20 protein-coding genes and 1 riboswitch are annotated in these 23,292 nt (G+C 39.8%); of the genes, 17 read left to right on the top strand and 3 right to left on the bottom strand.

Annotated elements, in window-relative coordinates; translation table 11 throughout:
* Positions 1–35: 35 nt before the first annotated feature.
* The 6 genes from gcvH to QYB95_RS05215 all read left to right on the top strand — a co-directional run bounded on the left by gcvH (position 36) and on the right by QYB95_RS05215 (position 4,342).
* Positions 36–416: a glycine cleavage system protein GcvH gene (gcvH, locus tag QYB95_RS05240; RefSeq protein WP_301137192.1), complete on the top strand. Its 381-nt coding sequence runs from the start codon at positions 36–38 to the stop codon at positions 414–416.
* Between the two features lie 237 nt (positions 417–653).
* Positions 654–1,010, top strand: coding sequence for a toprim domain-containing protein (locus tag QYB95_RS05235; protein WP_301137190.1), 357 nt, complete (start codon positions 654–656; stop codon positions 1,008–1,010).
* Positions 1,011–1,055: 45 nt separating this feature from the next.
* The gene (locus QYB95_RS05230; RefSeq protein ID WP_301137188.1) at positions 1,056–1,355 is read left to right on the top strand and encodes a thioredoxin family protein; all 300 of its coding nucleotides are present in this window, start codon (positions 1,056–1,058) and stop codon (positions 1,353–1,355) included.
* A gap of 61 nt (positions 1,356–1,416) precedes the next feature.
* A riboswitch (SAM riboswitch) is annotated at positions 1,417–1,523 on the top strand.
* A 174-nt stretch (positions 1,524–1,697) separates the two neighbouring features.
* Positions 1,698–2,723, top strand: a complete 1,026-nt coding sequence (locus tag QYB95_RS05225; protein ID WP_301137187.1) for a methionine ABC transporter ATP-binding protein — start codon at positions 1,698–1,700, stop codon at positions 2,721–2,723.
* Positions 2,716–3,384, top strand: coding sequence for a methionine ABC transporter permease (locus QYB95_RS05220; RefSeq protein ID WP_301137185.1), 669 nt, complete (start codon positions 2,716–2,718; stop codon positions 3,382–3,384). Before QYB95_RS05225 ends, QYB95_RS05220 begins: the two co-directional genes overlap by 8 nt.
* Positions 3,385–3,472: 88 nt before the next feature.
* Positions 3,473–4,342 (top strand): MetQ/NlpA family ABC transporter substrate-binding protein, encoded by an 870-nt coding sequence (locus QYB95_RS05215; RefSeq protein WP_301137183.1) that lies wholly within the window; start codon positions 3,473–3,475, stop codon positions 4,340–4,342.
* A 440-nt stretch (positions 4,343–4,782) separates the two neighbouring features.
* On the opposite strand, the gene QYB95_RS05210 is transcribed toward QYB95_RS05215, so the two are convergent.
* Both QYB95_RS05210 and gltC read right to left on the bottom strand, forming a co-directional pair.
* Entirely contained in the window at positions 4,783–4,971 is a 189-nt protein-coding gene (locus QYB95_RS05210) for a hypothetical protein (protein ID WP_301137182.1), read from the bottom strand.
* A 91-nt stretch (positions 4,972–5,062) separates the two neighbouring features.
* On the bottom strand, positions 5,063–5,965 hold the full coding sequence (gene gltC, locus QYB95_RS05205; RefSeq protein WP_301137180.1) for a glutamate biosynthesis transcriptional regulator GltC: 903 nt from the start codon (positions 5,963–5,965) through the stop codon (positions 5,063–5,065).
* A 119-nt stretch (positions 5,966–6,084) separates the two neighbouring features.
* Between gltC and gltB the strand changes: the two genes are divergently transcribed.
* From gltB to QYB95_RS05160, 9 genes are all read left to right on the top strand, one after another.
* Positions 6,085–10,605, top strand: coding sequence for a glutamate synthase large subunit (gene gltB, locus QYB95_RS05200; RefSeq protein ID WP_301137179.1), 4,521 nt, complete (start codon positions 6,085–6,087; stop codon positions 10,603–10,605).
* Positions 10,606–10,619: 14 nt separating this feature from the next.
* Positions 10,620–12,098, top strand: coding sequence for a glutamate synthase subunit beta (locus tag QYB95_RS05195; protein WP_301137178.1), 1,479 nt, complete (start codon positions 10,620–10,622; stop codon positions 12,096–12,098).
* A gap of 488 nt (positions 12,099–12,586) precedes the next feature.
* The gene (sufC, locus tag QYB95_RS05190; protein WP_137729579.1) at positions 12,587–13,369 is read left to right on the top strand and encodes a Fe-S cluster assembly ATPase SufC; all 783 of its coding nucleotides are present in this window, start codon (positions 12,587–12,589) and stop codon (positions 13,367–13,369) included.
* A gap of 17 nt (positions 13,370–13,386) precedes the next feature.
* On the top strand, positions 13,387–14,694 hold the full coding sequence (gene sufD / locus QYB95_RS05185) for a Fe-S cluster assembly protein SufD (RefSeq protein ID WP_301137176.1): 1,308 nt from the start codon (positions 13,387–13,389) through the stop codon (positions 14,692–14,694).
* Positions 14,694–15,917, top strand: coding sequence for a cysteine desulfurase (locus tag QYB95_RS05180; RefSeq protein ID WP_301137174.1), 1,224 nt, complete (start codon positions 14,694–14,696; stop codon positions 15,915–15,917). Before sufD ends, QYB95_RS05180 begins: the two co-directional genes overlap by 1 nt.
* Positions 15,907–16,344 (top strand): Fe-S cluster assembly sulfur transfer protein SufU, encoded by a 438-nt coding sequence (gene sufU, locus QYB95_RS05175; protein WP_301137172.1) that lies wholly within the window; start codon positions 15,907–15,909, stop codon positions 16,342–16,344. Before QYB95_RS05180 ends, sufU begins: the two co-directional genes overlap by 11 nt.
* Positions 16,345–16,368: 24 nt before the next feature.
* The gene (gene sufB / locus QYB95_RS05170) at positions 16,369–17,766 is read left to right on the top strand and encodes a Fe-S cluster assembly protein SufB (protein WP_301137170.1); all 1,398 of its coding nucleotides are present in this window, start codon (positions 16,369–16,371) and stop codon (positions 17,764–17,766) included.
* Between the two features lie 196 nt (positions 17,767–17,962).
* The gene (locus QYB95_RS05165; protein ID WP_301137167.1) at positions 17,963–18,067 is read left to right on the top strand and encodes a YjcZ family sporulation protein; all 105 of its coding nucleotides are present in this window, start codon (positions 17,963–17,965) and stop codon (positions 18,065–18,067) included.
* A 188-nt stretch (positions 18,068–18,255) separates the two neighbouring features.
* Positions 18,256–18,483 carry a spore coat protein gene (locus QYB95_RS05160; protein WP_301137165.1) on the top strand — a complete coding sequence of 76 codons (228 nt, stop codon included), beginning with the start codon at positions 18,256–18,258 and terminating at the stop codon, positions 18,481–18,483.
* A 124-nt stretch (positions 18,484–18,607) separates the two neighbouring features.
* Here QYB95_RS05160 and QYB95_RS05155 read toward each other — a convergent pair whose 3' ends face one another.
* Positions 18,608–18,883, bottom strand: a complete 276-nt coding sequence (locus tag QYB95_RS05155; protein WP_301137164.1) for a transporter — start codon at positions 18,881–18,883, stop codon at positions 18,608–18,610.
* A 463-nt stretch (positions 18,884–19,346) separates the two neighbouring features.
* Here QYB95_RS05155 and QYB95_RS05150 point away from each other — a divergent pair, with 463 nt between their 5' ends.
* Both QYB95_RS05150 and QYB95_RS05145 read left to right on the top strand, forming a co-directional pair.
* Entirely contained in the window at positions 19,347–20,696 is a 1,350-nt protein-coding gene (locus tag QYB95_RS05150; RefSeq protein ID WP_301137162.1) for a 3' terminal RNA ribose 2'-O-methyltransferase Hen1, read from the top strand.
* Positions 20,697–20,699: 3 nt separating this feature from the next.
* Positions 20,700–23,285 (top strand): polynucleotide kinase-phosphatase, encoded by a 2,586-nt coding sequence (locus QYB95_RS05145; RefSeq protein ID WP_301137160.1) that lies wholly within the window; start codon positions 20,700–20,702, stop codon positions 23,283–23,285.
* Positions 23,286–23,292 lie beyond the last annotated feature (7 nt).

Raw genomic sequence — 23,292 nt, 5'->3', positions numbered from 1 at the left:
CATGAAGGAATTACATATATTTGGAGGGGTTTTTAGTGAGCACACCGAAAGATTTACGTTACTCTAAAGAACACGAATGGGTTAAAGTTGAAGATGGGAAAGTACGCATTGGAATTACACACTTTGCACAATCTGAACTTGGCGATATTGTTTTCGTTGAACTTCCACAAGTTGGCGACGAAATTCAACTTAACCAACCATTCGGTAGTGTTGAATCTGTTAAAACAGTTTCTGAACTATACGCACCAATTTCAGGTAAAGTGGTGGAAATCAATAGTGAACTTGAAGATAGCCCAGAGTTTGTAAATGAATCACCTTATGAGCAGGCTTGGATGGTAGTTATTGAACCAACGGATCTTTCAGAAGTGGAAGCATTATTAACTCCTGAGCAATATGATGAATTAATTGGTGCATAATCTGAATATGATATAGTAAAAAACGCCAGAAAACCACTGGCGTTTTTTTTACAATATTAATATAATAAGTAACCATATCTTTTATTTCATTGATATTTGCTGGACTTCCTTCAATGCAAAATCAGTGGGAAAAGACATCGATTTTCGAAAGCGAAAACCGTGCTTTTCAATCATTATCCTTATGCATATTTGAAGACGTTATTTAGCTGTGTTACTACAAATCGTGGGGTGAAGCAAATGATAGTTGATAAGTGTATAATTGTTGAAGGTCGATCGGATAAGTTAAACATTGCACCAATATTTGCAGAGGATGTTAAAATTATTTGTACGAATGGTACGATAAGTGAAGATGCATTATTAGATCTTATTGAACCATTTGAAGAATGTAAACTATATACGTTATTTGATGCGGATAATTCAGGGGAAAAGTTGAGAAAGCTGACAAAGAGAATCTACTCTGAGGCTGTTCATCTTTTCATACCTCGAACTTATATCGAAGTGGCAAATGCGCCAAGAAAAGTTCTTGCAAATTTATTAAGCGAGGCCAAGTTCTCTGTGCATAAGCAATATTTATCTTCATCAATTGAAACGTAATCGAGCTGTTTATACTACCTAAACAAATGAAATAGGATGATGATTATGAAAGAATGGACAACAGAAGATTGGGTGCAACAGCAGGAACAACATTCCTTGGTTGCCTTTTATTTATATACCCCTATGTGCGGAACTTGTGCAGTGGCATCAAAAATGATGGATGTAATTGAAGAGCTCCTGCCTGACTTACCGTTGGGAAAAGCGAACATTAATTACTTGGAAACTTTAGTAATGGATTATCAAATAGAAAGTGTGCCATGTTTACTAATTAGTGAAAAAGGGAATGTCGAAAAAGTGTATGCTTTCCAATCTGTACCATTCCTATATGAAAAGTTGAAAAAGTAGTTGACGTGTTGATAACTAACATGGTAAAGTAACATCCATAATCTAAAACTTAATATCGTAACTCTTATAAAGAGCGGTGGAGGGAAGTGCCCTATGAAACCCGGCAACCATCACATTTATGTGAAAAGGTGCCAAGTCACGCGAAGTGGATACTTTGGAAGATGAGAGAACGGTTCACGTAAACAATATATTTACGTCCCCTTCTACTTGTCTTGGTAGAAGGGGTTTTTTTCTTTATCTTTCATTTCACTTTGCTAAATGGGTAAACTTAAATTACCTTCAAGTCTACATATAAGAATACATAGTTACGGTTTACGATAGGAATAAAGTAAGGAGTCACATATGATTAGATTAAAAGATATATCGAAAATATATAAAACAAAAAATGGAGAAATAACGGCTGTAAAAGACGTTAATTTATCCATCAACAAAGGTGAAATCTTCGGAATTATTGGCTACAGCGGGGCCGGGAAAAGTACGATGATTCGCCTATTGAACGGCTTGGAAAAACCTTCCTCAGGTACTGTGGAAGTGAATGGCCAGCAGATTTCTTCAGCAACAGGTACACAGCTTCGCCAAGCCCGACAAAAAATCAGTATGATTTTCCAGCATTTCAATCTACTATGGTCACGAACGGTTGCAGACAACATTGCCTTTCCATTGGAAATTGCAGGTGTCCCAAAAGCTGAACGTGAAAAACGTGTGGGAGAATTAATCAATTTGGTTGGATTATCAGGCAGGGAAAATGCTTATCCATCCCAATTATCGGGCGGTCAAAAGCAGCGTGTGGGGATTGCAAGAGCACTAGCCAATAACCCGGAAGTCTTGCTATGTGATGAAGCAACAAGTGCCCTTGATCCTGAAACAACGGATGCGATTTTGGAATTGTTGCTGGATATCAATAAGCGTCTAGGTTTAACGATTGTTCTTATTACCCATGAAATGCATGTTATCCGTAAAATTTGTGATCGTGTAGCGGTAATGGAAGCTGGACAAGTTGTTGAATCCGGAGAAGTGCTTCAAGTATTCCAAAATCCACAAGCCGAGATAACAAAGAACTTCGTTATGCAAGTGTCTGGAACAAAAGAATCAAAAGAATCGATTGAGCAAATTCTGGTCAATTACCCAACAGGGAAAATTGTAAAGCTTACTTTTATAGGAAATAAAACAGAACAACCGGTTATTTCTCAAATTATTAAAGAATTTGATGTGGAAGTGAATATTGTTCACGGAAATATTACACAAACTACAAGTGGACCATATGGAACATTGATTGTACAAATAGATGGCAAACCAAATCAAGTTGAACAAGCATTCAAGCTTTTGGAAACAAGAGAAATTCAAGCGGAGGTGATTGACCATGTTTAATCAATTATTTCCAAATGTTGATTGGGTAAAAATGTGGGAAGCGACATATGAAACCCTATATATGACGATTATTTCTACAGGGGTAACCTTTGTACTTGGGCTGGCAATCGGAATCTTGCTGTTTTTGACTAGTCCCCACCAAATTTGGGCAAATAAGATCGTCAATCTTTTAACGGGATCACTTGTTAATATTTTCCGTTCCATTCCATTTATTGTATTAATTATTCTTTTAATTCCGTTTACGAAGTTCTTGCTGGGAACAATTCGAGGAGTTGAAGCAGCTTTACCGGCTTTAATTATCGGGGCAGCACCATTTTATGCTCGCCTGGTATTAATCGCTTTAAGAGAAATTGATAAAGGGGTTATTGAAGCAGCTCGATCAATGGGAGCAAAAACTTCTACGATTATCTGGAAAGTATTAATACCTGAGTCTATGCCGGCATTACTTTCTGGTATTACAGTAACTGCTGTTGCATTAGTAGGATATACGGCAATGGCTGGTATTATCGGAGCAGGCGGGTTAGGAAACCTGGCATTTATAGATGGCTTCCAACGCAGCCGTGAAGATGTCACATTAACGGCAACAATTGTAATTTTGATCATCGTGTTTATTCTTCAATTTATTGGAGACTTTATAACAACAAAGACCGATAAACGTTAATGGAGATTTTTGCTTTTATTTAGTAATTGGTGAAGACGGTTTAATCCGTTCACATATAGAAGAAACGAAAAGAAAAGGAGAAAGACATATGAAGAAAATTTTATCATTTTTAGTATTATCAGTAGTCGTTCTTGCTTTAGCCGCTTGCGGTTCTGCTAAAGAGGAAGAGACGAATAATCCTACAAGCGGTTCTGCTGGTGAAAGCGAAACTGAACAGAAAGCATCTACAACTATAACAGTTGGTGCTTCAAACGGTTTACATGACTTGATTTTGGAGCAAGCAAAACCTATTTTGGCTGAAGAAGGAATCGAATTAAAAATCGAACCGTACCAAGATTACGTAATGCCTAACCAAGACTTGGAATCTGGTGACCTTGATGCAAACTACTTCCAACACATTCCGTATCTAGAAGCGGAAATTGCTGAAAAAGGCTATGATTTCGTCAATGCAGGCGGTATCCACATTGAACCAATCGGAATTTACTCACAAAAATATAAATCATTAGATGAACTTCCGGATGGCGCAACAATCATTATTTCAAATTCGGTTTCTGACCAAGGCCGTATTTTATCTTTACTAGAAACTAAAGGGTTGATCAAGCTGGCTGATGGCATCGATAAAACATTGGCAACAGTGGATGATATCGTTGAAAACCCTAAAAATTTAGTAATCGACAATAGCTCAGCACCAGAAATGTTGGTAACGTTCTATGAAGAAGGCGAAGGGGATGCTGTAGTGATCAACTCTAACTTCGCAATCGATGCAGGTATCAATCCTATTGAAGATTCAATTGCCATTGAAGGTTCTGAATCTCCGTATGTGAACATCATTGCCGTTCGCGCAGAAGATAAAGATAACGAAGCAATCACACGTTTAGTAGAAGTCCTGCATTCAGATGCAATCCAACAATTCATCATGGATGAGTGGGGCGGCGCAGTTGTACCAGTAAATGAATAATTGGAAGTGGCGAGGGAAAGTAGTTTTCCCTCGCCATTTTTTATTTCGGAGTTGTGGGGAAATACTTTTTATCGAGCGAATTTATTTAGGGAATCGCTGATTTATCATCTTCGGGGAATTAGGCGACTTCTCGCTGCCTGGTAATTATTTACTTTGCTGTTTAGGGGAAATGAGATCACCCCTCATTGCCCGGTGAACGCTGGATTTATCAGTATGGGTAAATGAGGGGGCGCTTCTCGCTGTCTGGTAATTATTGACTTTGCTGTTTAGGGGAAATGAGATCACCCCTCATTGCCCGGTGAACGCTGGATTTATCAGTATGGGTAAATGAGTTGTCTACTCGCTGCCTGATAACTATTGATTTTGTTGTTTAGGGGAAGTGAGATCACTCCTCAATGCCCGGTGAGCGCTGGTTTTATTATTATGGGTAAATGAGTTGTCTACTCGCTGCCTGGTAACCGTTGACTTTGCTGTTTAGGGGAAGTGAGATTCCCCCTCAATGCCCGGTGAACACTAAAATTGTCATTTTCGGTTAACGAGTCGTCTCCTCGCTGCCCGGTAACCGCTAGTTTTAGTATCCCTGGGAAATGAGCCACCCTCCGCTCCACGGTAACCTCTGATTTTGCCATTTCACGGAGTCACCCTTCTAAAATATCTTCCATCGAATACAAAAAATACCCAGAGCACATTCGCTATGCTCTGGGTATTTGTCACACAACTTTATAAAAATTGATTTAGCCTCGAGAAGAAAGTATCAATAAATTTTAAAAATACCTGTTCAGAAGGTCCAAGTTCGCGGTTAGTTGGATAAATGACTCCTACAGTTCTTGTGATTGCTGGATTTTCAATCGGCATCTTCACTGTAAAGCGTGGAGTGGAATCATAAAGTGAGCTCTCGGGAAGCAAGGTGACCCCGATACCTGCTGCCACCAAACCTTTCAAAGCATCCATATCCTCGCCTACTGAAGTAACGCTTGGTACGAAGCCGGAAGCTTTACAGGCATCAACAGCAACTTTGTTTAAAATAAATCCTTCAGGGAAAAGAACGAAATTTTCTTTTCGTAGATCACTGAGAAAGATTTTTTGCGCATTCGCTAATGGATGGTTCGCAGGGAGTAAAGCATGAATCTTCTCGCTAAACAAAATGGAAGAATGAATGCTCTCGTCATTGGGTGGAACAGGACCTAAAAACGCAAGGTTAAGTTCGCGGTTCTTAACAGCCTCGATCAGGTAGCGGTAAGAACCTTGGCGCAAATGAAAGAGTACGTTCGGAAACTCTTTTTTAAAGGCGGAAATAACAGTTGGCAGTACGTAACTTGCAAGACTTGTAGGGAAACCGATCTTAATGGTTCCTTTGGCTGGATCTAGATACTCTTCTACTTGTTTGACTGCAAAATCAATTGCCTTCAATGCGGTAACCGAGTGCTCCAAAAAGATTTTACCAATCGGTGTCAGTTTCACATTTCTTCCAACTCGTTCAAAAAGTGGGGTGCCTAGCTCGTCCTCAAGGTTGGCAATTTGGCGGCTGACTGCAGACTGGGCGACATGGAGATGTTCGGCTGCTTCAGAAATATGTTCTCTTTCAGCTACCTCGACAAAGTATCGCAATTGGCGTAATTCCAACGTTCTCACCTCTCTTATCTAAATATTAGATTAATTCTATCCAAAGTATATATTGTTTATATTATTCTAAAAATTCTACAATGTAAATAACGTATTTACGAAGATTTGGGGGGATTTACATGACTTTTCATCAGTATCCGAAAGCACAAGGGCTGTATTCGCCAAGTTTTGAGCATGACGCTTGTGGAATCGGTTTTTACGCTAACATTAAGGGACACGCTTCACATGAGATTGTAAAAAACGGACTAGAAATGTTATGTCGTTTGGATCACCGAGCAGGACGCGGCGGTGACGGTAGAACTGGAGATGGTGCCGGTTTAATGGTTCAAATACCGGATGCATTCTTTAAATTGAATTGTCCGGAGTTCAACTTACCGAAAAAAGGTGAGTATGGCGTTGGGCAGCTATTTTTTACAGAGGATACTAGAGAGAGAGAATCCATCGAAAATAAAATAAACGAACTAATCGAGCAGGAAGGCCAAACTCTAATCGGCTGGAGAACTGCTCCTACAAATAAAGAAAACCTGAGTGATATTGCGAAATCAACAGCCCCTGTTGTTCGCCAAGTTTTTATTAAGGGAGAGAAGGTTGAAGATTCTCTAGCATTTGAACGTAAATTATATTTAATTCGTAAGCAAGCTGAATTTTGGGCAAAAGAAAATGATATGAAATTTTATTGTCCAAGTATGTCTAGCCAAAAAATGGTGTTTAAAGGATTATTAACGCCAGAAGAAGTTAGCGAATTTTATATCGACCTTCAGGATCAGAGCTTTATTTCGGCATTTGCAATTGTACACTCAAGATACTCTACAAACACATTCCCAAGCTGGGAACGCGCACATCCAAACCGATACATTGTCCACAATGGTGAAATTAACACATTACGCGGCAATATCAATTGGATGACTGCTCGCGAGCAGCGTTTTGTATCTGAGGCATTTGGTGATGACTTGAAGAAACTATTGCCGATTATTGATAACTCAGGTTCTGACTCTTCTATGCTGGATAATGCTTTTGAATTCTTTGTGTTGGCTGGTCGTACACCGGCTCATACTGCCATGATGCTAATTCCGGAACCTTGGACTGAAAACCCTCATATTTCAGATGAGAAAAAAGCATTTTACGCTTACCATGCAAGTATGATGGAGCCATGGGATGGACCTACGGCGATCTGTTTCACGGATGGCAAACAAATTGGTTCAATTCTGGACAGAAATGGCTTACGTCCGGCACGCTACTATGTAACAAAGGATGATATGATCGTCTTTTCTTCAGAAGTAGGAGTAGTGGATATCGAGGAAGAAAATGTTTTGTATAAAGAGCGCTTAAGTCCAGGCCGGATGCTATTAATCGATCTAGAACAAGGAAAAATTGTTTCTGATGAAGAGTTGAAAAGCGAAATGGCCCAAGCACAACCTTATGCTAAATGGTTGGAAGAAAACTTGCTTACTGTCGAAGGCGAAGAAGAAACGCCAAAAGTGGTTGCCGAGCTGGCAGTACGCCAAAAATCCTTTGGCTACACATTTGAAGACATTCAAAAGTATATCGTTCCAATTGCGGAAAGTGGAAAAGACCCGATTGGTTCAATGGGGAATGACACACCTTTAGCGGTGCTGTCAGATCGTCCACAATCTTTATTTAATTACTTTAAACAGTTATTTGCACAAGTGACAAACCCGCCGATTGATTCAATTCGTGAGCATATTGTCACTTCGACGATGACTTTACTTGGAGCCGAAGGGAATTTATTGCATCCGAATGCTGAAAATGCACGCCGTATTTTCCTTGAAACGCCTATTTTAACTGATGGCGAGTTAAACGAGATTACAAGTTTTGATAATAAACATTTCCAGCATGAAGTACTTACTCTTCAATACAAGCATTCATTAGAAAATGAACTGCAGCGTCTATTCGCTGAAGCGGATGAAGCGATTGAAAGAGGAATTTCATTATTGGTACTTTCTGATGAATTGGAAGATGTAAATACACCTGCTATTCCAGTACTGCTTGCTGTAAGCAGCTTGCATCAATATCTGGTTCGTACAGGTAAGCGTACGCTTGTTAGCATTATTGCAAACAGTGGAGAAGCATGTGAAGTACATCATTTTGCAGCTTTAGTCGGATTTGGTGCTGATGCCATCAATCCGTATCTTGCTTATGCTTCTATCCAAGAAGCAATCGATGCAGGACATCTAACAATCAGCTACCAAGATTCCGTGAGAAAGTATCGTAAAGGAATCGCTGACGGTGTAGTAAAAGTAATGTCCAAAATGGGGATTTCCACTGTTCAATCTTACCGAGGTGCTCAGATTTTTGAGGCGGTAGGCATCAGTAAAGAAGTAGTGGATCGATACTTTACAGGTACAGCTTCTCAAATCGATGGCATTGACTTAGAGACGATTGGCGAAGAAGCAAAACGCCGCCATAAGCTTGCACTAGATTCTAAGAATAACTTGCTGGAATCGGGGAGTGACTTCCAATGGCGTGCAAATGGTGAACACCATGCCTTTAATCCGAAAACAATTCATACGCTGCAAACGGCTACTAGAAGAAATGATTATGGTTTATATAGAATGTATGCCGAAATGGCAAATGAGGAACAAATTGGGTTCCTGCGCAATATGTTTGAGTTTAAATCTGCCAATGGATCAATCCCGATTGAAGATGTAGAATCTGTTGACTCGATTGTTAAGCGATTTAAGACAGGGGCAATGTCATTCGGTTCGATTTCCAAAGAAGCACATGAAACATTGGCGATTGCGATGAACCGCATTGGCGGACGCTCCAATTCCGGTGAAGGTGGAGAAGATACTGCCCGTTTTGAAATCGACGAAAATGGGGACAACCGAAACAGTGCCATTAAGCAAATTGCATCCGGACGTTTTGGTGTGAAATCTCATTATCTAGTAAATGCAAAAGAACTGCAAATCAAGATGGCTCAGGGAGCAAAACCAGGTGAGGGTGGTCAATTGCCGGGTAACAAGGTTTATCCTTGGGTTGCTGATGTGCGTGGTTCTACTCCAGGTGTTGGGTTAATTTCACCACCGCCGCACCATGATATTTATTCTATCGAAGATTTGGCGGAACTTATTTACGATTTGAAAAATGCAAACCGTGACGCCCGAATCTCTGTAAAATTAGTTGCCAAAGCTGGTGTAGGTACGATTGCTGCAGGTGTTGCCAAAGGTGGCGCAGATGTTATCGTTATCTCAGGATATGATGGAGGAACAGGTGCATCACCGAAAACTTCCATTAAACACACTGGGTTGCCATGGGAGCTTGGACTAGCGGAAGCACATCAAACATTAATGCTAAACGGTCTTCGTGAGCGTGTAACATTGGAAACAGACGGGAAGTTGATGACAGGTAAAGATGTTGTTATGGCTGCTTTACTTGGAGCAGAGGAATATGGCTTTGCAACTGCGCCATTAATCGTGCTTGGATGTATCATGATGCGTGCATGTCACTTGGATACATGCCCGGTAGGTGTAGCTACTCAAAACCCTGAATTGCGTGCTAAATTTATGGGGAACGCCGATCACATCGTAAACTATATGCACTTTGTTGCAGAAGAAATGCGTGAATATATGGCGAAACTAGGATTCCGCACAGTTGAAGAGATGGTTGGACGCACGGATGTCCTTCAAATCAGCGATCGTGCAAAGTCACACTGGAAAGCAGGACAGCTTGATCTTTCAACACTGCTTTACCAAGTTCAAGGTGCCCGCACAAAACAAACTAACCAGGATCTTCGTATCGAAGAAACATTTGATATTCGTGAATTACTGCCAAAAGTGGAAAAAAGCATTAAAGAAAAAGAATCTATCGAACTCGACTATTCGATTAAAAATACAGATCGCGTTGTCGGTACGATTATCGGAAGTGAAATTTCGAAAAAGTACGGTGAAGCCGGGCTTAAAGATGAAACAATCAAGCTCAACTTTACGGGTCATGCAGGGCAAAGCTTTGGAGCATTCGTTCCAAAAGGAATGTCACTATCTTGCGTGGGTGACGTGAACGACTACTTTGGTAAAGGCTTATCCGGCGGGAAACTAGTAGCGATCGCACCGATTAAAGGGGAGCAAGAGACAAACGTTATTGCTGGTAACGTTTGTCTATATGGAGCAACAAGCGGTACTGCTTATATCAACGGTCGAGCTGGTGAACGTTTTGCAGTTCGTAACAGTGGTGCCAATGTTGTTGTAGAAGGTATTGGCGATCATGGCTGTGAATATATGACCGGCGGACGTGTAGTCATCCTGGGTGATGTAGGGAAAAACTTTGCTGCTGGTATGAGTGGCGGTATTGCCTACGTATTGCCAACAGATGAAGCGAAATTCAAAGAACAATGCAATACAGAAATGATCGAATTTGAACGATTGGAAGATAAAAACGAAATCGAAGCCGTACGTTCCATGATTATCAAGCATTTGGAACATACGGAAAGTACAATTGCATTAGATGTTCTGGCGAAATGGGATCAACTTGTAAGTAAGGTTGTGAAGGTTGTGCCAACGGATTATAAAGCGATGATAGACAAAATCAGCTATCACAAATTCCTTGGTCTAAATGAAGAAACTGCTGCTATGCAAGCATTTGTAGAAGCAACTGGCGCTAAAGAATTAGCGATTTCCAAATAAGGGGAGGTTCTAGAATGGGGAAACCAACAGGATTTATGGAATATAAACGAGCGAAAACGAAAGAACAGCCTCCACTAGAGCGTATTTCGAATTGGAATGAATATGCTTCTAGGCTGTCAGATGAATCATTGCAAGAGCAAGGTGCAAGATGCATGGATTGCGGTACACCATTTTGCCATATGGGTGTAGAAATCCGCGGTGCAGCAGCTGGCTGTCCAATTCAAAACGTCATTCCTGAATGGAACGATTTAGTATATAAGGGACAATGGAAGGAAGCATTGGATCGTCTTCATATGACGAATAACTTCCCGGAATTTACAGGGCGCGTTTGTCCAGCGCCTTGTGAAGGCTCCTGTACATTAGGGATAACAGATCCGGCAGTAGCCATTAAATCCATTGAGCGTTCAATCATCGACAAAGGCTTTGAAAATAACTGGGTATTACCGCGTATCCCAAGAACACGCACAGGTAAAAAAGTTGCTGTCGTTGGTTCAGGACCTGCCGGATTAGCAGCTGCTGATGAATTAAATCAACTTGGTCACAGTGTGACTGTCTACGAGCGTGCGGATCGTCCTGGTGGCTTGTTAATGTATGGCATTCCGAACATGAAGCTTGAAAAAGAGGTGATTGAACGCCGCGTTCATCTACTTCGCCAAGAAGGAATCGACTTTGTTTTAAGTACCGAAATCGGCAAAGATATCACTGCTGACGAATTAAAAGCACAGAATGATGCTGTAATTCTATGTATCGGTGCCCAAAAACAACGGGTTCTACATTTGGAAGGCAGTGATGCTGAAGGTGTTCACCTAGCAATGGACTACTTAACAGGCGTAACTCAAAGTTTGCTGGATTCAAACTTTAAGGATAAAAAAGCACTGGATGTTGCAGGCAAGGATGTTATCGTCATTGGTGGCGGTGATACAGGAGCAGACTGTGTAGCAACTGCTATCCGTCAAAAAGCGCGTTCAGTACATCAATTTGGTAAACATCCTGAGCTGCCAAAAACTCGTCAGGAAGATCGCCCATGGCCACAGGACCCAAATATATTCAATCTTGATTATGCATATGAAGAAGTTGCGGCTGCAAAAGGTCGAGATCCTCGTGAATATTGCATTCAAACAAAGGAAATCGTAAAAGATAAAATGGGGCGCGTAAAAGAACTTCATACGATTCAAATGGAGAAAATTTTAGGGGACGATGGTTTCTACTTCTTTAAAGAGATTCCAGGCACTGAAAAAGTGTGGCCTGCGCAAGCTGTATTCGTTGCCATTGGTTTTGAAGGAATCGAAAAATCAGTGCCGGAGCAATTTGGAGTGGCAATCTCAAACAATAAAATCCATGCTTCCATTAAAGATTTTGAAACAAATGTACCTGGTGTATTTGCAGCAGGTGATGCAAGACGCGGACAAAGCTTGGTTGTATGGGCGATCAAAGAAGGTCGCGCCGTTGCAGCAAGCGTAAATGAATTTTTGGATGTAAAAGTGAATGCATAATTTGAAGTGGTTTCCGAGTTGTAAAAATACTCGGAGACCGCTTTTATTTTGCGTTAAAAGAAAGTAATTACTAATCTTTCTAATTGAATAAAGCTAAAAGGTTGAACAATGGGCAAAGTTTTTCTAAACTGAAAATAGGTGTTATGATTATAAATTTTTTAGCGATGTATAAGAAGGGAATGTTTATTGGTAAACTATTTGCAGAATTGATTTTAGCGAATTTCCAGCTATCATGTCTGATTTTATCGGTGAAATAAATTCTCAATTAGACTTCGTGTATTGAAAATGAATTCATCAACTTTTCTTCCCGCTTGCTTTCCTGAAACACTATAAAAAAGAGTAAAACTCCAATATTTTAATGGATTTGGTCGAAATATACTGTTTGTAAAATAAATGCTTTGCATGGTTTCGGGATTTCGGTTAAGATTAGAATGATAATAAATTAGAAATGGTCCTGCCATTCAAAGCACAACTACGGAGGTAATATAATGTCAACTTTAGTAATAAAAGATCTTCACGTATCAATCGAAGATAAAGAGATTTTAAAAGGTTTAAACCTTACTATTAATACAAACGAAGTTCATGCAATCATGGGTCCTAACGGTACTGGTAAATCAACATTGGCTTCGGCTATCATGGGTCATCCAAAATATGAAGTAACTCAAGGAACAATTGAAATAGATGGTGAAAATGTACTTGAAATGGAAGTTGATGAGCGTGCTAAAGCTGGTCTATTCCTAGCTATGCAATACCCATCTGAAATTTCAGGTGTGACAAATGCTGATTTTGTTCGCTCAGCTATCAATGCTCGCCGTGAAGAAGGCGATGAGATTTCATTAATGAAATTCATCCGTGAATTAGATAAAACAATGGATTTCCTGGAAATGGACCAAGAAATGGCTCAACGTTACTTAAACGAAGGTTTCTCTGGTGGGGAAAAGAAACGTAACGAAATTCTGCAATTAATGATGATCAAACCTAAGTTTGCAATCCTGGATGAAATTGACTCTGGTCTAGATATCGATGCATTAAAAGTTGTAGCAAAAGGTATTAACGAAATGCGCGGTGAAGGATTTGGCTGTATCGCAATCACTCACTACCAACGTTTACTAAACTACATCACTCCTGACCATGTACATGTTATGATGCAAGGCCGCGTTGTAAAATCAGGTGGTCCAGAATTGGCACAACGCCTAGAAGCAGAAGGTTACGACTGGATTAAACAAGAATTAGGAATTGAAGATACAGACGCGGTAACAGAAGAAGCATAAGAGAGAGGACGAATAACATGACAGTTGAAACTAAATTGGCGTTATCAGCTACAGAAGTACGCTCGTTCTCACAAAGCAATAATGAACCAGCTTGGTTCGGTTCATTGCGTGCTGAAGCAATTGAAAAAGCTGCTGAGCTTCCAATGCCAACACCAGACAAAACAAACATTACAAAATGGAACTTTACCGAGTTCCCTCAACATACAGTAGAAAGTGCTCCATTTAGTTCTCTAGATGAACTTTCTGCAGATTTAAAAGAAATTATTGATATTGAAGGCCAAGAAAACCTTTATATTCAACGCAATAACACACCGGCATTCCTTAAAATTTCCGAGGAATTAAAAGCACAGGGTGTTATCTTCACTGATATTTTAACGGCAGTTCGCGAACATAGTGAGCTAGTTCAAAAATACTTTATGACTGAAGCTGTTAAAGTGGATGAGCATAAATTAACTGCTTACCATGCAGCATTGGTGAACGGCGGGGTATTCCTTTACGTTCCGAAAAATGTTGTTGTTGAAAAACCATTGCAAGTGGTATTCCTGAACGACAATGCTGATGCTTCATTATTCAACCATGTATTAGTAGTAGCTGATACGAACTCAGCTGTAACATATGTACAAACTTATGTATCAACTGTTGAAGAATCAAATGGACAAGCTAACTTAATCGAAGAAGTGATTGCATTAGATAATGCTCAAGTTACTTACGGTTCAGTAGATGTTCTTGCTAAAGGATTTACAACTTATGTTAACCGTCGCGGTCATATTAAACGCGATGCTAAAGTTGATTGGGCTCTAGGTCTGATGAATGATTCGGATACAATTTCCGAAAGTATCACACATTTAATTGGTGATGGTTCACTGGCAAATACGAAAACTGTAGTAGTAGGACGCGGGGAACAAAAGCAAAACTTCACTACCGAAATTCGCCACTGGGGTAAAAATTCAGAAGGATTTATCTTGAAACATGGTGTTATGAAAGATTCTGCCCAAACGATTTTCAACGGTATCGGCAAAATCGAACATGGTGCCAGCAAATCAAATGCAGAGCAAGAATCACGTGTTCTAATGCTTTCCGAAGGTGCTCGTGGGGATGCAAACCCGATTCTTTTAATCGACGAAGATGATGTAATGGCAGGACACGCAGCATCTGTTGGCCGTGTGGATCCTATTCAGCTTTACTACTTAATGAGCCGCGGTCTTTCAAAAGCAGAGGCGGAACGTCTGGTAATCCACGGCTTCCTTGCACCTGTTGTAACAAATCTTCCAATCGAAAGCGTTAAAAATCAATTAACGAAAGTTATTGAAGGGAAAGTTCGCTAATGAATGAAATTCGCAAACAATTTCCTGTACTCAATCAAGAAGTAAACGGGCATCCGCTCGTTTACCTTGACAGTGCGGCTACATCTCAAAAGCCAATACAAGTATTAGAAGCTGTGAAAAGCTACTATGAGCTAGATAATTCAAACGTACATCGCGGTGTGCATACACTTGGAAATCGTGCGACGGATTCATATGAAGGAGCCCGCGAAAAGATTCGCAAGTTCATTAATGCCAATTCGACGAAAGAAATTATCTATACACGTGGTACGACAACTTCCTTAAATACGGTTGCAGGTGCTTATGGACGTATGCATGTAAATGAAGGCGATGAAATTGTCATTTCATATATGGAGCATCATTCCAACTTAATCCCATGGCAACAGCTGGCAAAAGAAAAAGGTGCTGTTTTAAAGTACTTCGATCTTGAGCAGGATGGTACAATCACACTTGAAACAGTACGCAGCACGATTACGGACAAAACAAAAATCGTTGCCATTACAATGGCTTCAAACGTACTGGGAACAATAAATCCTATAAAAGAAATTGCTGAAATTGCACACAATGCAGGAGCTGTTATTGTCGTGGATGCTGCCCAGGCTGCTCCACACATGCCAATTGATGTACAAGATTTGGATTGTGATTTTTTAGCATTCTCTGGCCATAAAATGTGTGGTCCAACGGGTATTGGTGTACTTTATGGGAAACAAGCCCTTTTAGAAGAGATGGAACCAATTGAATTTGGCGGCGAAATGATTGATTTCGTAGATTTATATGATTCTACTTGGAAAGAGCTGCCTTGGAAATTCGAAGGCGGTACACCAAACATTGCAGGGGCTATCGGATTGGGAGCTGCCATTGATTTCCTTACTGAAATCGGTTTGGAAAAGATTGCAGAACACGAACATAGCCTAGTAGAATATGCTATGGATGAGATGGACAAAATTGAAGGTGTATCGATTTACGGACCTCGTGATCCACAAAAACGATGCGGACTAATCACTTTCAACATAGACGGTGTACATCCTCATGATCTAGCAACTGTATTGGATATGAACGGCATTGCTGTACGCGCCGGCCACCATTGTGCACAGCCACTAATGAAATGGTTGCAATGTACGGCGACAGCACGAGCAAGCTTCTATATGTATAATACAAAAGAAGATGTTGATCGACTTGTTGAAGGATTGCGCATAGCGAAGGAGTATTTTAACGATGTCTTTTAATAATAATTTAGATCAGCTATACCGTTCTGTCATTATGGATCATTATAAAAAACCACGCAACAAAGGTTCTTTGGAAGGTGACAGTGTCACAATCGATATGAATAACCCTACTTGTGGAGACCGAATTCATTTAACATTGAAGATGAATGATGGTATTGTAGAAGATGCTAAATTTGATGGTGAAGGCTGTTCAATTTCAATGTCTTCTGCATCCATGATGACAGAGGTTATCAAAGGCAAAAAATTAGAAGAAGCTCTTGAACTGGCTCAAATTTTTTCAAATATGATGCTAGGGGAAGACTATTCAGATAAATATGATTTAGGTGATGTTGAAGCACTGCAAGGTGTTTCAAAATTCCCGGCCCGCATTAAATGCGCAACATTGGCTTGGAAAGCAATGGAAAAAGGCGTAAACGAACAAAGATAATTAGTTTGAACGGAGGAGAATAAAATGGCAAAAAAAATGCCTGATATCGGCGATTACAAATACGGCTTCCATGATAAAGACGTATCAGTTTTCCGTTCAAAACGTGGATTAACTGAAGAAATCGTACGTGAAATTTCAAAAATGAAAGAAGAACCCGAGTGGATGTTAAACTACCGCCTAAAAGCGCTAGAAATCTTCTACTCTAAACCAATGCCACAATGGGGTGGCGACCTTTCAGCTTTAAACTTCGATGAAATTACTTACTATGTAAAACCATCCGAAGCAACTCAAAAATCTTGGGATGAAGTACCTGAAGAAATTAAAGCGACATTTGACAAATTAGGTATTCCTGAAGCTGAACAAAAATACTTGGCTGGTGTATCTGCTCAGTATGAATCTGAAGTGGTTTACCACAACATGAAAAAAGATCTTGAAGATCTAGGAATCGTGTTCAAGGATACAGATTCTGCATTACGTGAAAACGAAGACATCTTCAAACAATACTGGGGTACTGTAATCCCTGCTTCAGACAACAAATTTGCTGCACTTAACTCGGCTGTTTGGTCTGGTGGATCGTTTATCTATGTACCACCTGGTGTAAAATTGGACACTCCACTTCAAGCGTACTTCCGTATTAACTCTGAAAACATGGGTCAATTCGAACGTACATTAATCATTGTGGATGAAGGTTCAAGTGTACACTACGTAGAAGGATGTACAGCTCCTGTGTATACAACCAACTCACTTCACTCAGCAGTAGTAGAAATCATTGTTAAAAAAGATGCATACTGCCGTTATACAACAATTCAAAACTGGGCAAACAACGTATACAACCTGGTTACAAAACGTACTGTTGTTGAAGAAAACGGGACAATGGAATGGATTGATGGCAACATCGGTTCAAAATTAACGATGAAATACCCTGCATGTATCCTTAAAGGTGAAGGTGCACGTGGTATGACACTTTCTATCGCAATCGCGGGTAAAGGGCAACACCAAGATGCAGGTGCCAAAATGATTCACTTAGCACCAAATACATCTTCAACAATCGTATCGAAATCGATTTCTAAACAGGGCGGTAAAGTAACTTACCGTGGGATCGTTCGCTTTGGTAAAAAAGCGACTGGTGCACGTTCAAACATCGAATGTGATACATTGATCCTAGATAATGAATCAACATCTGATACAATTCCTTACAACGAAATCTTAAACGATAACGTATCTTTAGAGCATGAAGCAAAAGTATCTAAAGTATCCGAGGAACAATTATTCTACTTAATGAGCCGTGGTATCTCTGAAGGTGAAGCAACAGAAATGATCGTAATGGGCTTCATCGAGCCATTCACAAAAGAATTACCAATGGAATACGCAGTAGAAATGAACCGCCTAATCAAGTTCGAGATGGAAGGTTCAATCGGTTAATAGCTTCAAAATATTGATAAAAAGGGTTTTCGGGACATTCTTAATGCTCGAAGACCCTTTTTTTGACATAAAGACTGAGCACATTTTGCTTGGTCTTTTATTTTTAAAAAATCTTTTTATATATTTTCCACTTTTATCCCTCCACATGCTTTGACAAATCCATAAGATAAAATATCGAATTCAGGGAGGTGAAATTATGTCAAACTATGAAGGCGGCAAAAACTACGGCAGTCAATTCGCATTGATTGTTGTTCTATTCATTTTATTGATTATTGTTGGTGCATCATTTATGGGGTATTAATAAATCTTCTACAGACAATTAAAAGTTGTTAACGTGGAGTAAGCCGCCTTTCCAATAGGGGAAGGCGGTTTATTGTATTCGTGAACAGGTGTTTATTAGGCCGGTTAAACAAATTTTTCCTAGGCAAGAGTCTAGTAACCTTATAGGGAACTGGCATAACCTATATCGAATTAAAAAGGAGGAGTATTATGCAAAATTTCGGGCAATATGATGGATACCAAGATTACAGAGATGATGATTACGATTATGATTATGACAGCTATGGAAGACGTCATCGAAGAAGAAGACGTCCACGTTATCAATACCCGTTTTTCCCATTCTTCCCTATTTACCCAATCTACCCGCCGTACTACCGATATCCGTACTATAATCAACCATACTATCGATATCCGTACAACCGACCTTATGGCTACTAATATATAATATGATATTCGACTTTTAAACCAAGGACCTACTGGAGTTTATGAATTCAGTAGGTCCAATTTCTTTTAGTATAGTTGTATTATTCACTTGAGGTAAGGACATTGGTTATTATGAATTTTAATATAAAGTGGGGGTAGGAGGGCAGGCAACAGCTTCTATCAATCTTGGATCTATCCCATAAAACTGCCAGAAGACACCATTCCATCTATATCCAGATACTTCACCATATTCAACTCGAGTAGGGTAGAACCAAAATTGCTCCCCATTCCAAAGCCACACATATGTGTTTTGATAGACACAGTCAATCATATAGGATACAGAAGGTTTAGGCGGTACATAAGGTGGAGGGGGGAATTGCGGTGCCATTGTTCCCTCGGGTTGGAAAAATCCCATGCATTTTCACTCCTTTAGGTCAGATTCTAAACAGTATATGTTGAAAAAAAATAAAAGGGTTCTTAAATAAAAATGTGGAATTAGAAACCATTAACTTATAATATTGATGGACCGTTAATCAAAGAGGAATTATCTATTTTGAAATTTTTCGTCAACGGACCAAACACGAAAAGCGCATCGAAAGAAGGGTGAAATACTTCTAGGAAAAGGGGTACCGTAGAGAAGTGCAACATTAGGAGAATGAAGCACTTCTTATCAAGGAACTACCCAGGAAAAGTGCATCGTTATGAGAATGAAGCACTACCCGTAAAGGGATTACATAGCAAAAGTACTTCATAAAATAGCCGCGATATATAGCGGTACTAGCCGAAAGCAACTCGTCAACTCCAAAATAGAACTCCATTAATGTCTTATGTTATGCTGTAGGAAAATGGAATGTTTAGAAGGTAGGTGGCAAATCACAATGCAATTAACGATACGAGGGACAGGTCAGGATGTGAATGTACTGTCCTATCTGTTGGCCAAAAATCCAAATAATCTTTACGAGAGAAATGTAAGTGGCCATTTAGTAAGAATGTTTTTTAGTAAATTTACGGATGATGAAGTGGAAGTTACTATATTTGTGACGCCCGATCCAATTGAACTTTCGAGGAATAATTCTGAAGCCTACGATATTACCTCTTATATAAACGACCGGGAATTTGCAGTGAGCAGTATATTCTGTACCTTTATAAGAACTGCTCTGGGAACCGCGCTGAATGGAAAACCAACCGAAGAATATGAGCCATGGGTGAATCATCCGTTCTCCCTCCAATTTAGTTTTGGACCGGTAGCTTCTCAACTAACAGATAACGAGCTTCTCGATTTATTTCAGCCTTTAGGTTATGATGTAGCGATTACTTATGGCGAGGTTGATTATCGTATGGATTTTAAACGGGTAAGTACTGCGAGATACATTACGTTAGAAGGTATGACTACTCTTCAGATGGGACTTCGGCAGCTTTTTGTGCTAATTCCGGTTTTAGACAATTATAAGCATTATTATATCGATGAAAAGGAAGTCGGGAAGATTGAACGATACGGTGAGGGGTGGCTTGATCAACACCCATTAAGAGAGTTCATATTGCGAAGAGCATTGCGATTTGAAGAATTGTACAATTTGGTAGAAAAGCAAACTGTACCCGAACTCAAAACTGAAACAGAACCTAAAAGTAGGCTAAATGACCTTCGCTACGAAAGAATAGTCAGAAGAGTTAATCAATTAAATTTCAGGGAGAGTATAGTGGACTTTGGTTCAGGGGAAGGAAAGCTATCTGAAAAATTAGGTTTCGTTGATGGGGTTAAAGAAATCTTGGCCGTTGAACCGTCCGAATCCGAAAACCTGAAGGCCCTTAAGAGATATGAAAAAGTAGTACAGAAAGAGAATTTCGTTATGCCAAAACAAGTAATGGGCTCCCTCTTTTACTATGATGAGCGATTGAAGAACAAGGATATTATGATACTTTGTGAAGTCATCGAACATATCGATGAAGACCGTCTACCCAAAATCATGAGGATAATCTTGCAGGAATACCGACCAAGAGTGTTGCTATTGACCACACCAAACCAGGAATATAACGCAGTATATGGAATGGATGAAGGATACCGACATCCAGATCACCGCTTTGAATGGACGAGAGAGGAATTCCAAACATGGAGCAAAAAGCAAGATGAAGAAAGTAAATACGACATCTCGTTTGAAGGGATAGGTGAGGAACACGAGCAGTACGGTACTCCTACACAGATGGCTGTATTTACGAGAAGGGAGGTATAAAACGTGGAGATAGTTTTACCTTATGCAGGCATAGTTTTACTCGTAGGCCCTTCAAATAGCGGGAAATCAACCTTTCTGAAGCAATTAATAGATAAAGGTCAAATTCTTCCTTCTGAAATTATAAGCTCTGATGAATTTAGAGTGAGAGTGAGTAATCTAGAGTTTATTGATTGGGCTCATAGGTGGAAAGACGTCTCGGAAAGTTTATATAATGACTATCAAAGAATCTCTGCTGAGGCATTTTCACTTATGGAAGCAACCATCGAAGCAAGATGCAGGCTTAACAAGCTAACTTTTGTTGATGCGACACATTTGTATCCTGATGACCGAAAAAGGTATATTGAATTTGGCAAAAAACACCATGTACCAGTGGTAACTCTTGTGTTGGATGTAAATCAGGATGTTCTCCTGGAGCGGGATAAAAAGCGAGAAAATCCAAGGGGCACTAAACGAATTAAGCAGCAGTACCAAGTATTTAAAAGAGAGAAACGTTTTATTAAAAAAGAAGGTTATTTAGAGACCTATTTTATCTCCGATACGAATGAAACTGAAGTGAGTAGGAGAAATAGCAACCCACTGTACCTGGAAATCGAAAATGGAATAGACATTATCGGGGATATCCATGGCTGTTATGATGAAATGATTCAGCTGCTTGAACAATTAGGATATGAGAAGAATGCTGAAGAACTGTATGTTCATCCAGAAGGAAGAAAGTTCCTGTCACTTGGGGATATTATGAGCCGGGGACCGGAATCATTAAAAACGATGAGCTTTTTCTTGCATCATGTTAATGAGAATCTGGCTTATATGATTGACAGCAATCATGGATGGAAAATTGCAAGGTGGCTAGATGGCAAAAATGTGACCTTGGCTCACGGGGACGAGCTTGTTGCCGAAGACTTTAAGCAATATAAAGATAAAGAGAAAATCGAACAATTAAAACATGAGCTCAAGACTTTTCTTCTAAAAGCACCCTCTCATTATGTTTTGACAAAGCAGGGGATACCAACATTGGTCTGTACCCATGCGGGAATCAAGGATGAGTTTATTGGCAAACAATCTGATGACATCAGCGATTTCTGCCGATACGGTGATCATGAAGGAGTAAATGAAACTGGAAGACCGATTCGGAAAGACTGGACAATTCATCATAAAACAAGCACTTTAATTGTTTGGGGACATGACCCAAAGCCGAAGCCACTTGTGATTAACAATACAATTAATATTGACCAGGGTGTGGTTTTTGGAGGAGAGTTGACGGCTTTTCGTTATCCCGAAAAGGAATTTGTTGCTGTTCAAGCTAAAAAAGATTATTATGAGGGACTAAATAACCCTCTTATGGAATTGAAAAAGAAAAGGCTGAACCCACCAAACATTGCTAAATTTATCGGTGGATTTACGGTGTCAACCAATGAACTGGGGCAGATTAAAATACCTAAAGAATATGCACTTTCCACTATCGATTCGGTGTCTCATTATACAGTCCCGATTGAAGGGTTGGTTTATATTCCACCAACGATGAGTCCAACACCAGCTGTCTCTGCTCTGAAAAATTATCTTGAACATCCCAAAGAAGCAATTGATTACTACCGAAGTATGGGGGTTGAACGGATGGTTGCAGAAAAGAAGCATATGGGCAGTAGGGGAATTTTATTTTTATTCAAAGATTCAGAGGTAGGTCGTAAATACGTTGGCCGTGAAACCCTCGGAGTAATCTATACACGTACAGGCAGAAGATTCTTCGATATGGCAACAGAGGGCGAAATACTTTCGAGAATTAATGAAAGCTTAACAGCTAATGATTATTTTAATAAACATAATACAGAATTCCTTCTTATGGATGCCGAGATCATGCCATGGAATCTAAAGGCGAAAGAGTTGATTAGCAGTCAGTATGCACATGTAGCTGAAAATGCAATTCTAGATCGCGGCTTATTAAAGGATAAGATTGAAAGTGCTGCAGGAAGCAATGTGGATTTGGCTAAATGGCTCAAAGAGTATGAGGATAAGCTCGCAAATGCCCGTGTATTCAAGGATGTATTCCAAAAATATTGCTGGGAAATCAATGAGATTGATCAAATTCAAATTGCTCCTTTCCACATACTCGCGCATAGTCATGAAACCTTCTTCAATAAGCCGCATACCTGGCATATGGAGATGAACAAGGCATTTTCGTTAATGGACAGGCTCTTTGTGGAAACGGAATATATGGTCATAAATGATAGGGCAGATGAAGAAGAGGTTATTCAATGGTGGGGTGAGATAACAAGTGATGGTCATGAGGGAATTGTGATTAAGCCGGAAACATTTATTTCGAAATATAAGGGAAGGCTAATCCAGCCTGCCATCAAAGTTAGAGGCAGAAAATATCTCCACATCATTTATGGCATGGATTATCTGGAGCCGGAGAACTTGACTAGGTTAAAAAAACGCAATGTTGGTAAAAAGCAAAAGCATGCCTTAAAAGAGTTTGCTTTAGGTATAGAAGGAATTCAAAGACTCATTAATGGCGAATCGATTGAAAGAGTTCATGAGTGCGTCCTTGGAACCTTAGCGATGGAGTCAGATCCGGTTGATCCGAGATTATAAGAAATTA

This window comes from Ureibacillus aquaedulcis, from assembly GCF_030418165.1.
Taxonomy (GTDB): domain Bacteria; phylum Bacillota; class Bacilli; order Bacillales_A; family Planococcaceae; genus Ureibacillus; species Ureibacillus aquaedulcis.
Note: the sequence above shows the minus strand (reverse complement) of the source record. Positions and strands in the feature narration are given on the sequence as shown.

Bases quoted from the DNA above. Each gene is read 5' to 3' on its own strand.
- QYB95_RS05235 (WP_301137190.1), top strand. From the start codon at position 654: ATGATAGTTGATAAGTGTATAATTGTTGAAGGTCGATCGGATAAGTTA.
- QYB95_RS05230 (WP_301137188.1), top strand. From the start codon at position 1,056: ATGAAAGAATGGACAACAGAAGATTGGGTGCAACAGCAGGAACAACAT.
- QYB95_RS05225 (WP_301137187.1), top strand. From the start codon at position 1,698: ATGATTAGATTAAAAGATATATCGAAAATATATAAAACAAAAAATGGA.
- QYB95_RS05220 (WP_301137185.1), top strand. From the start codon at position 2,716: ATGTTTAATCAATTATTTCCAAATGTTGATTGGGTAAAAATGTGGGAA.
- QYB95_RS05215 (WP_301137183.1), top strand. From the start codon at position 3,473: ATGAAGAAAATTTTATCATTTTTAGTATTATCAGTAGTCGTTCTTGCT.
- QYB95_RS05210 (WP_301137182.1), bottom strand. From the start codon at position 4,971: ATGGCAAAATCAGAGGTTACCGTGGAGCGGAGGGTGGCTCATTTCCCA.
- gltB (WP_301137179.1), top strand. From the start codon at position 6,085: ATGACTTTTCATCAGTATCCGAAAGCACAAGGGCTGTATTCGCCAAGT.
- QYB95_RS05195 (WP_301137178.1), top strand. From the start codon at position 10,620: ATGGGGAAACCAACAGGATTTATGGAATATAAACGAGCGAAAACGAAA.
- sufC (WP_137729579.1), top strand. From the start codon at position 12,587: ATGTCAACTTTAGTAATAAAAGATCTTCACGTATCAATCGAAGATAAA.
- sufD (WP_301137176.1), top strand. From the start codon at position 13,387: ATGACAGTTGAAACTAAATTGGCGTTATCAGCTACAGAAGTACGCTCG.
- QYB95_RS05180 (WP_301137174.1), top strand. From the start codon at position 14,694: ATGAATGAAATTCGCAAACAATTTCCTGTACTCAATCAAGAAGTAAAC.
- sufU (WP_301137172.1), top strand. From the start codon at position 15,907: ATGTCTTTTAATAATAATTTAGATCAGCTATACCGTTCTGTCATTATG.
- sufB (WP_301137170.1), top strand. From the start codon at position 16,369: ATGGCAAAAAAAATGCCTGATATCGGCGATTACAAATACGGCTTCCAT.
- QYB95_RS05165 (WP_301137167.1), top strand. From the start codon at position 17,963: ATGTCAAACTATGAAGGCGGCAAAAACTACGGCAGTCAATTCGCATTG.
- QYB95_RS05160 (WP_301137165.1), top strand. From the start codon at position 18,256: ATGCAAAATTTCGGGCAATATGATGGATACCAAGATTACAGAGATGAT.
- QYB95_RS05155 (WP_301137164.1), bottom strand. From the start codon at position 18,883: ATGGGATTTTTCCAACCCGAGGGAACAATGGCACCGCAATTCCCCCCT.
- QYB95_RS05150 (WP_301137162.1), top strand. From the start codon at position 19,347: ATGCAATTAACGATACGAGGGACAGGTCAGGATGTGAATGTACTGTCC.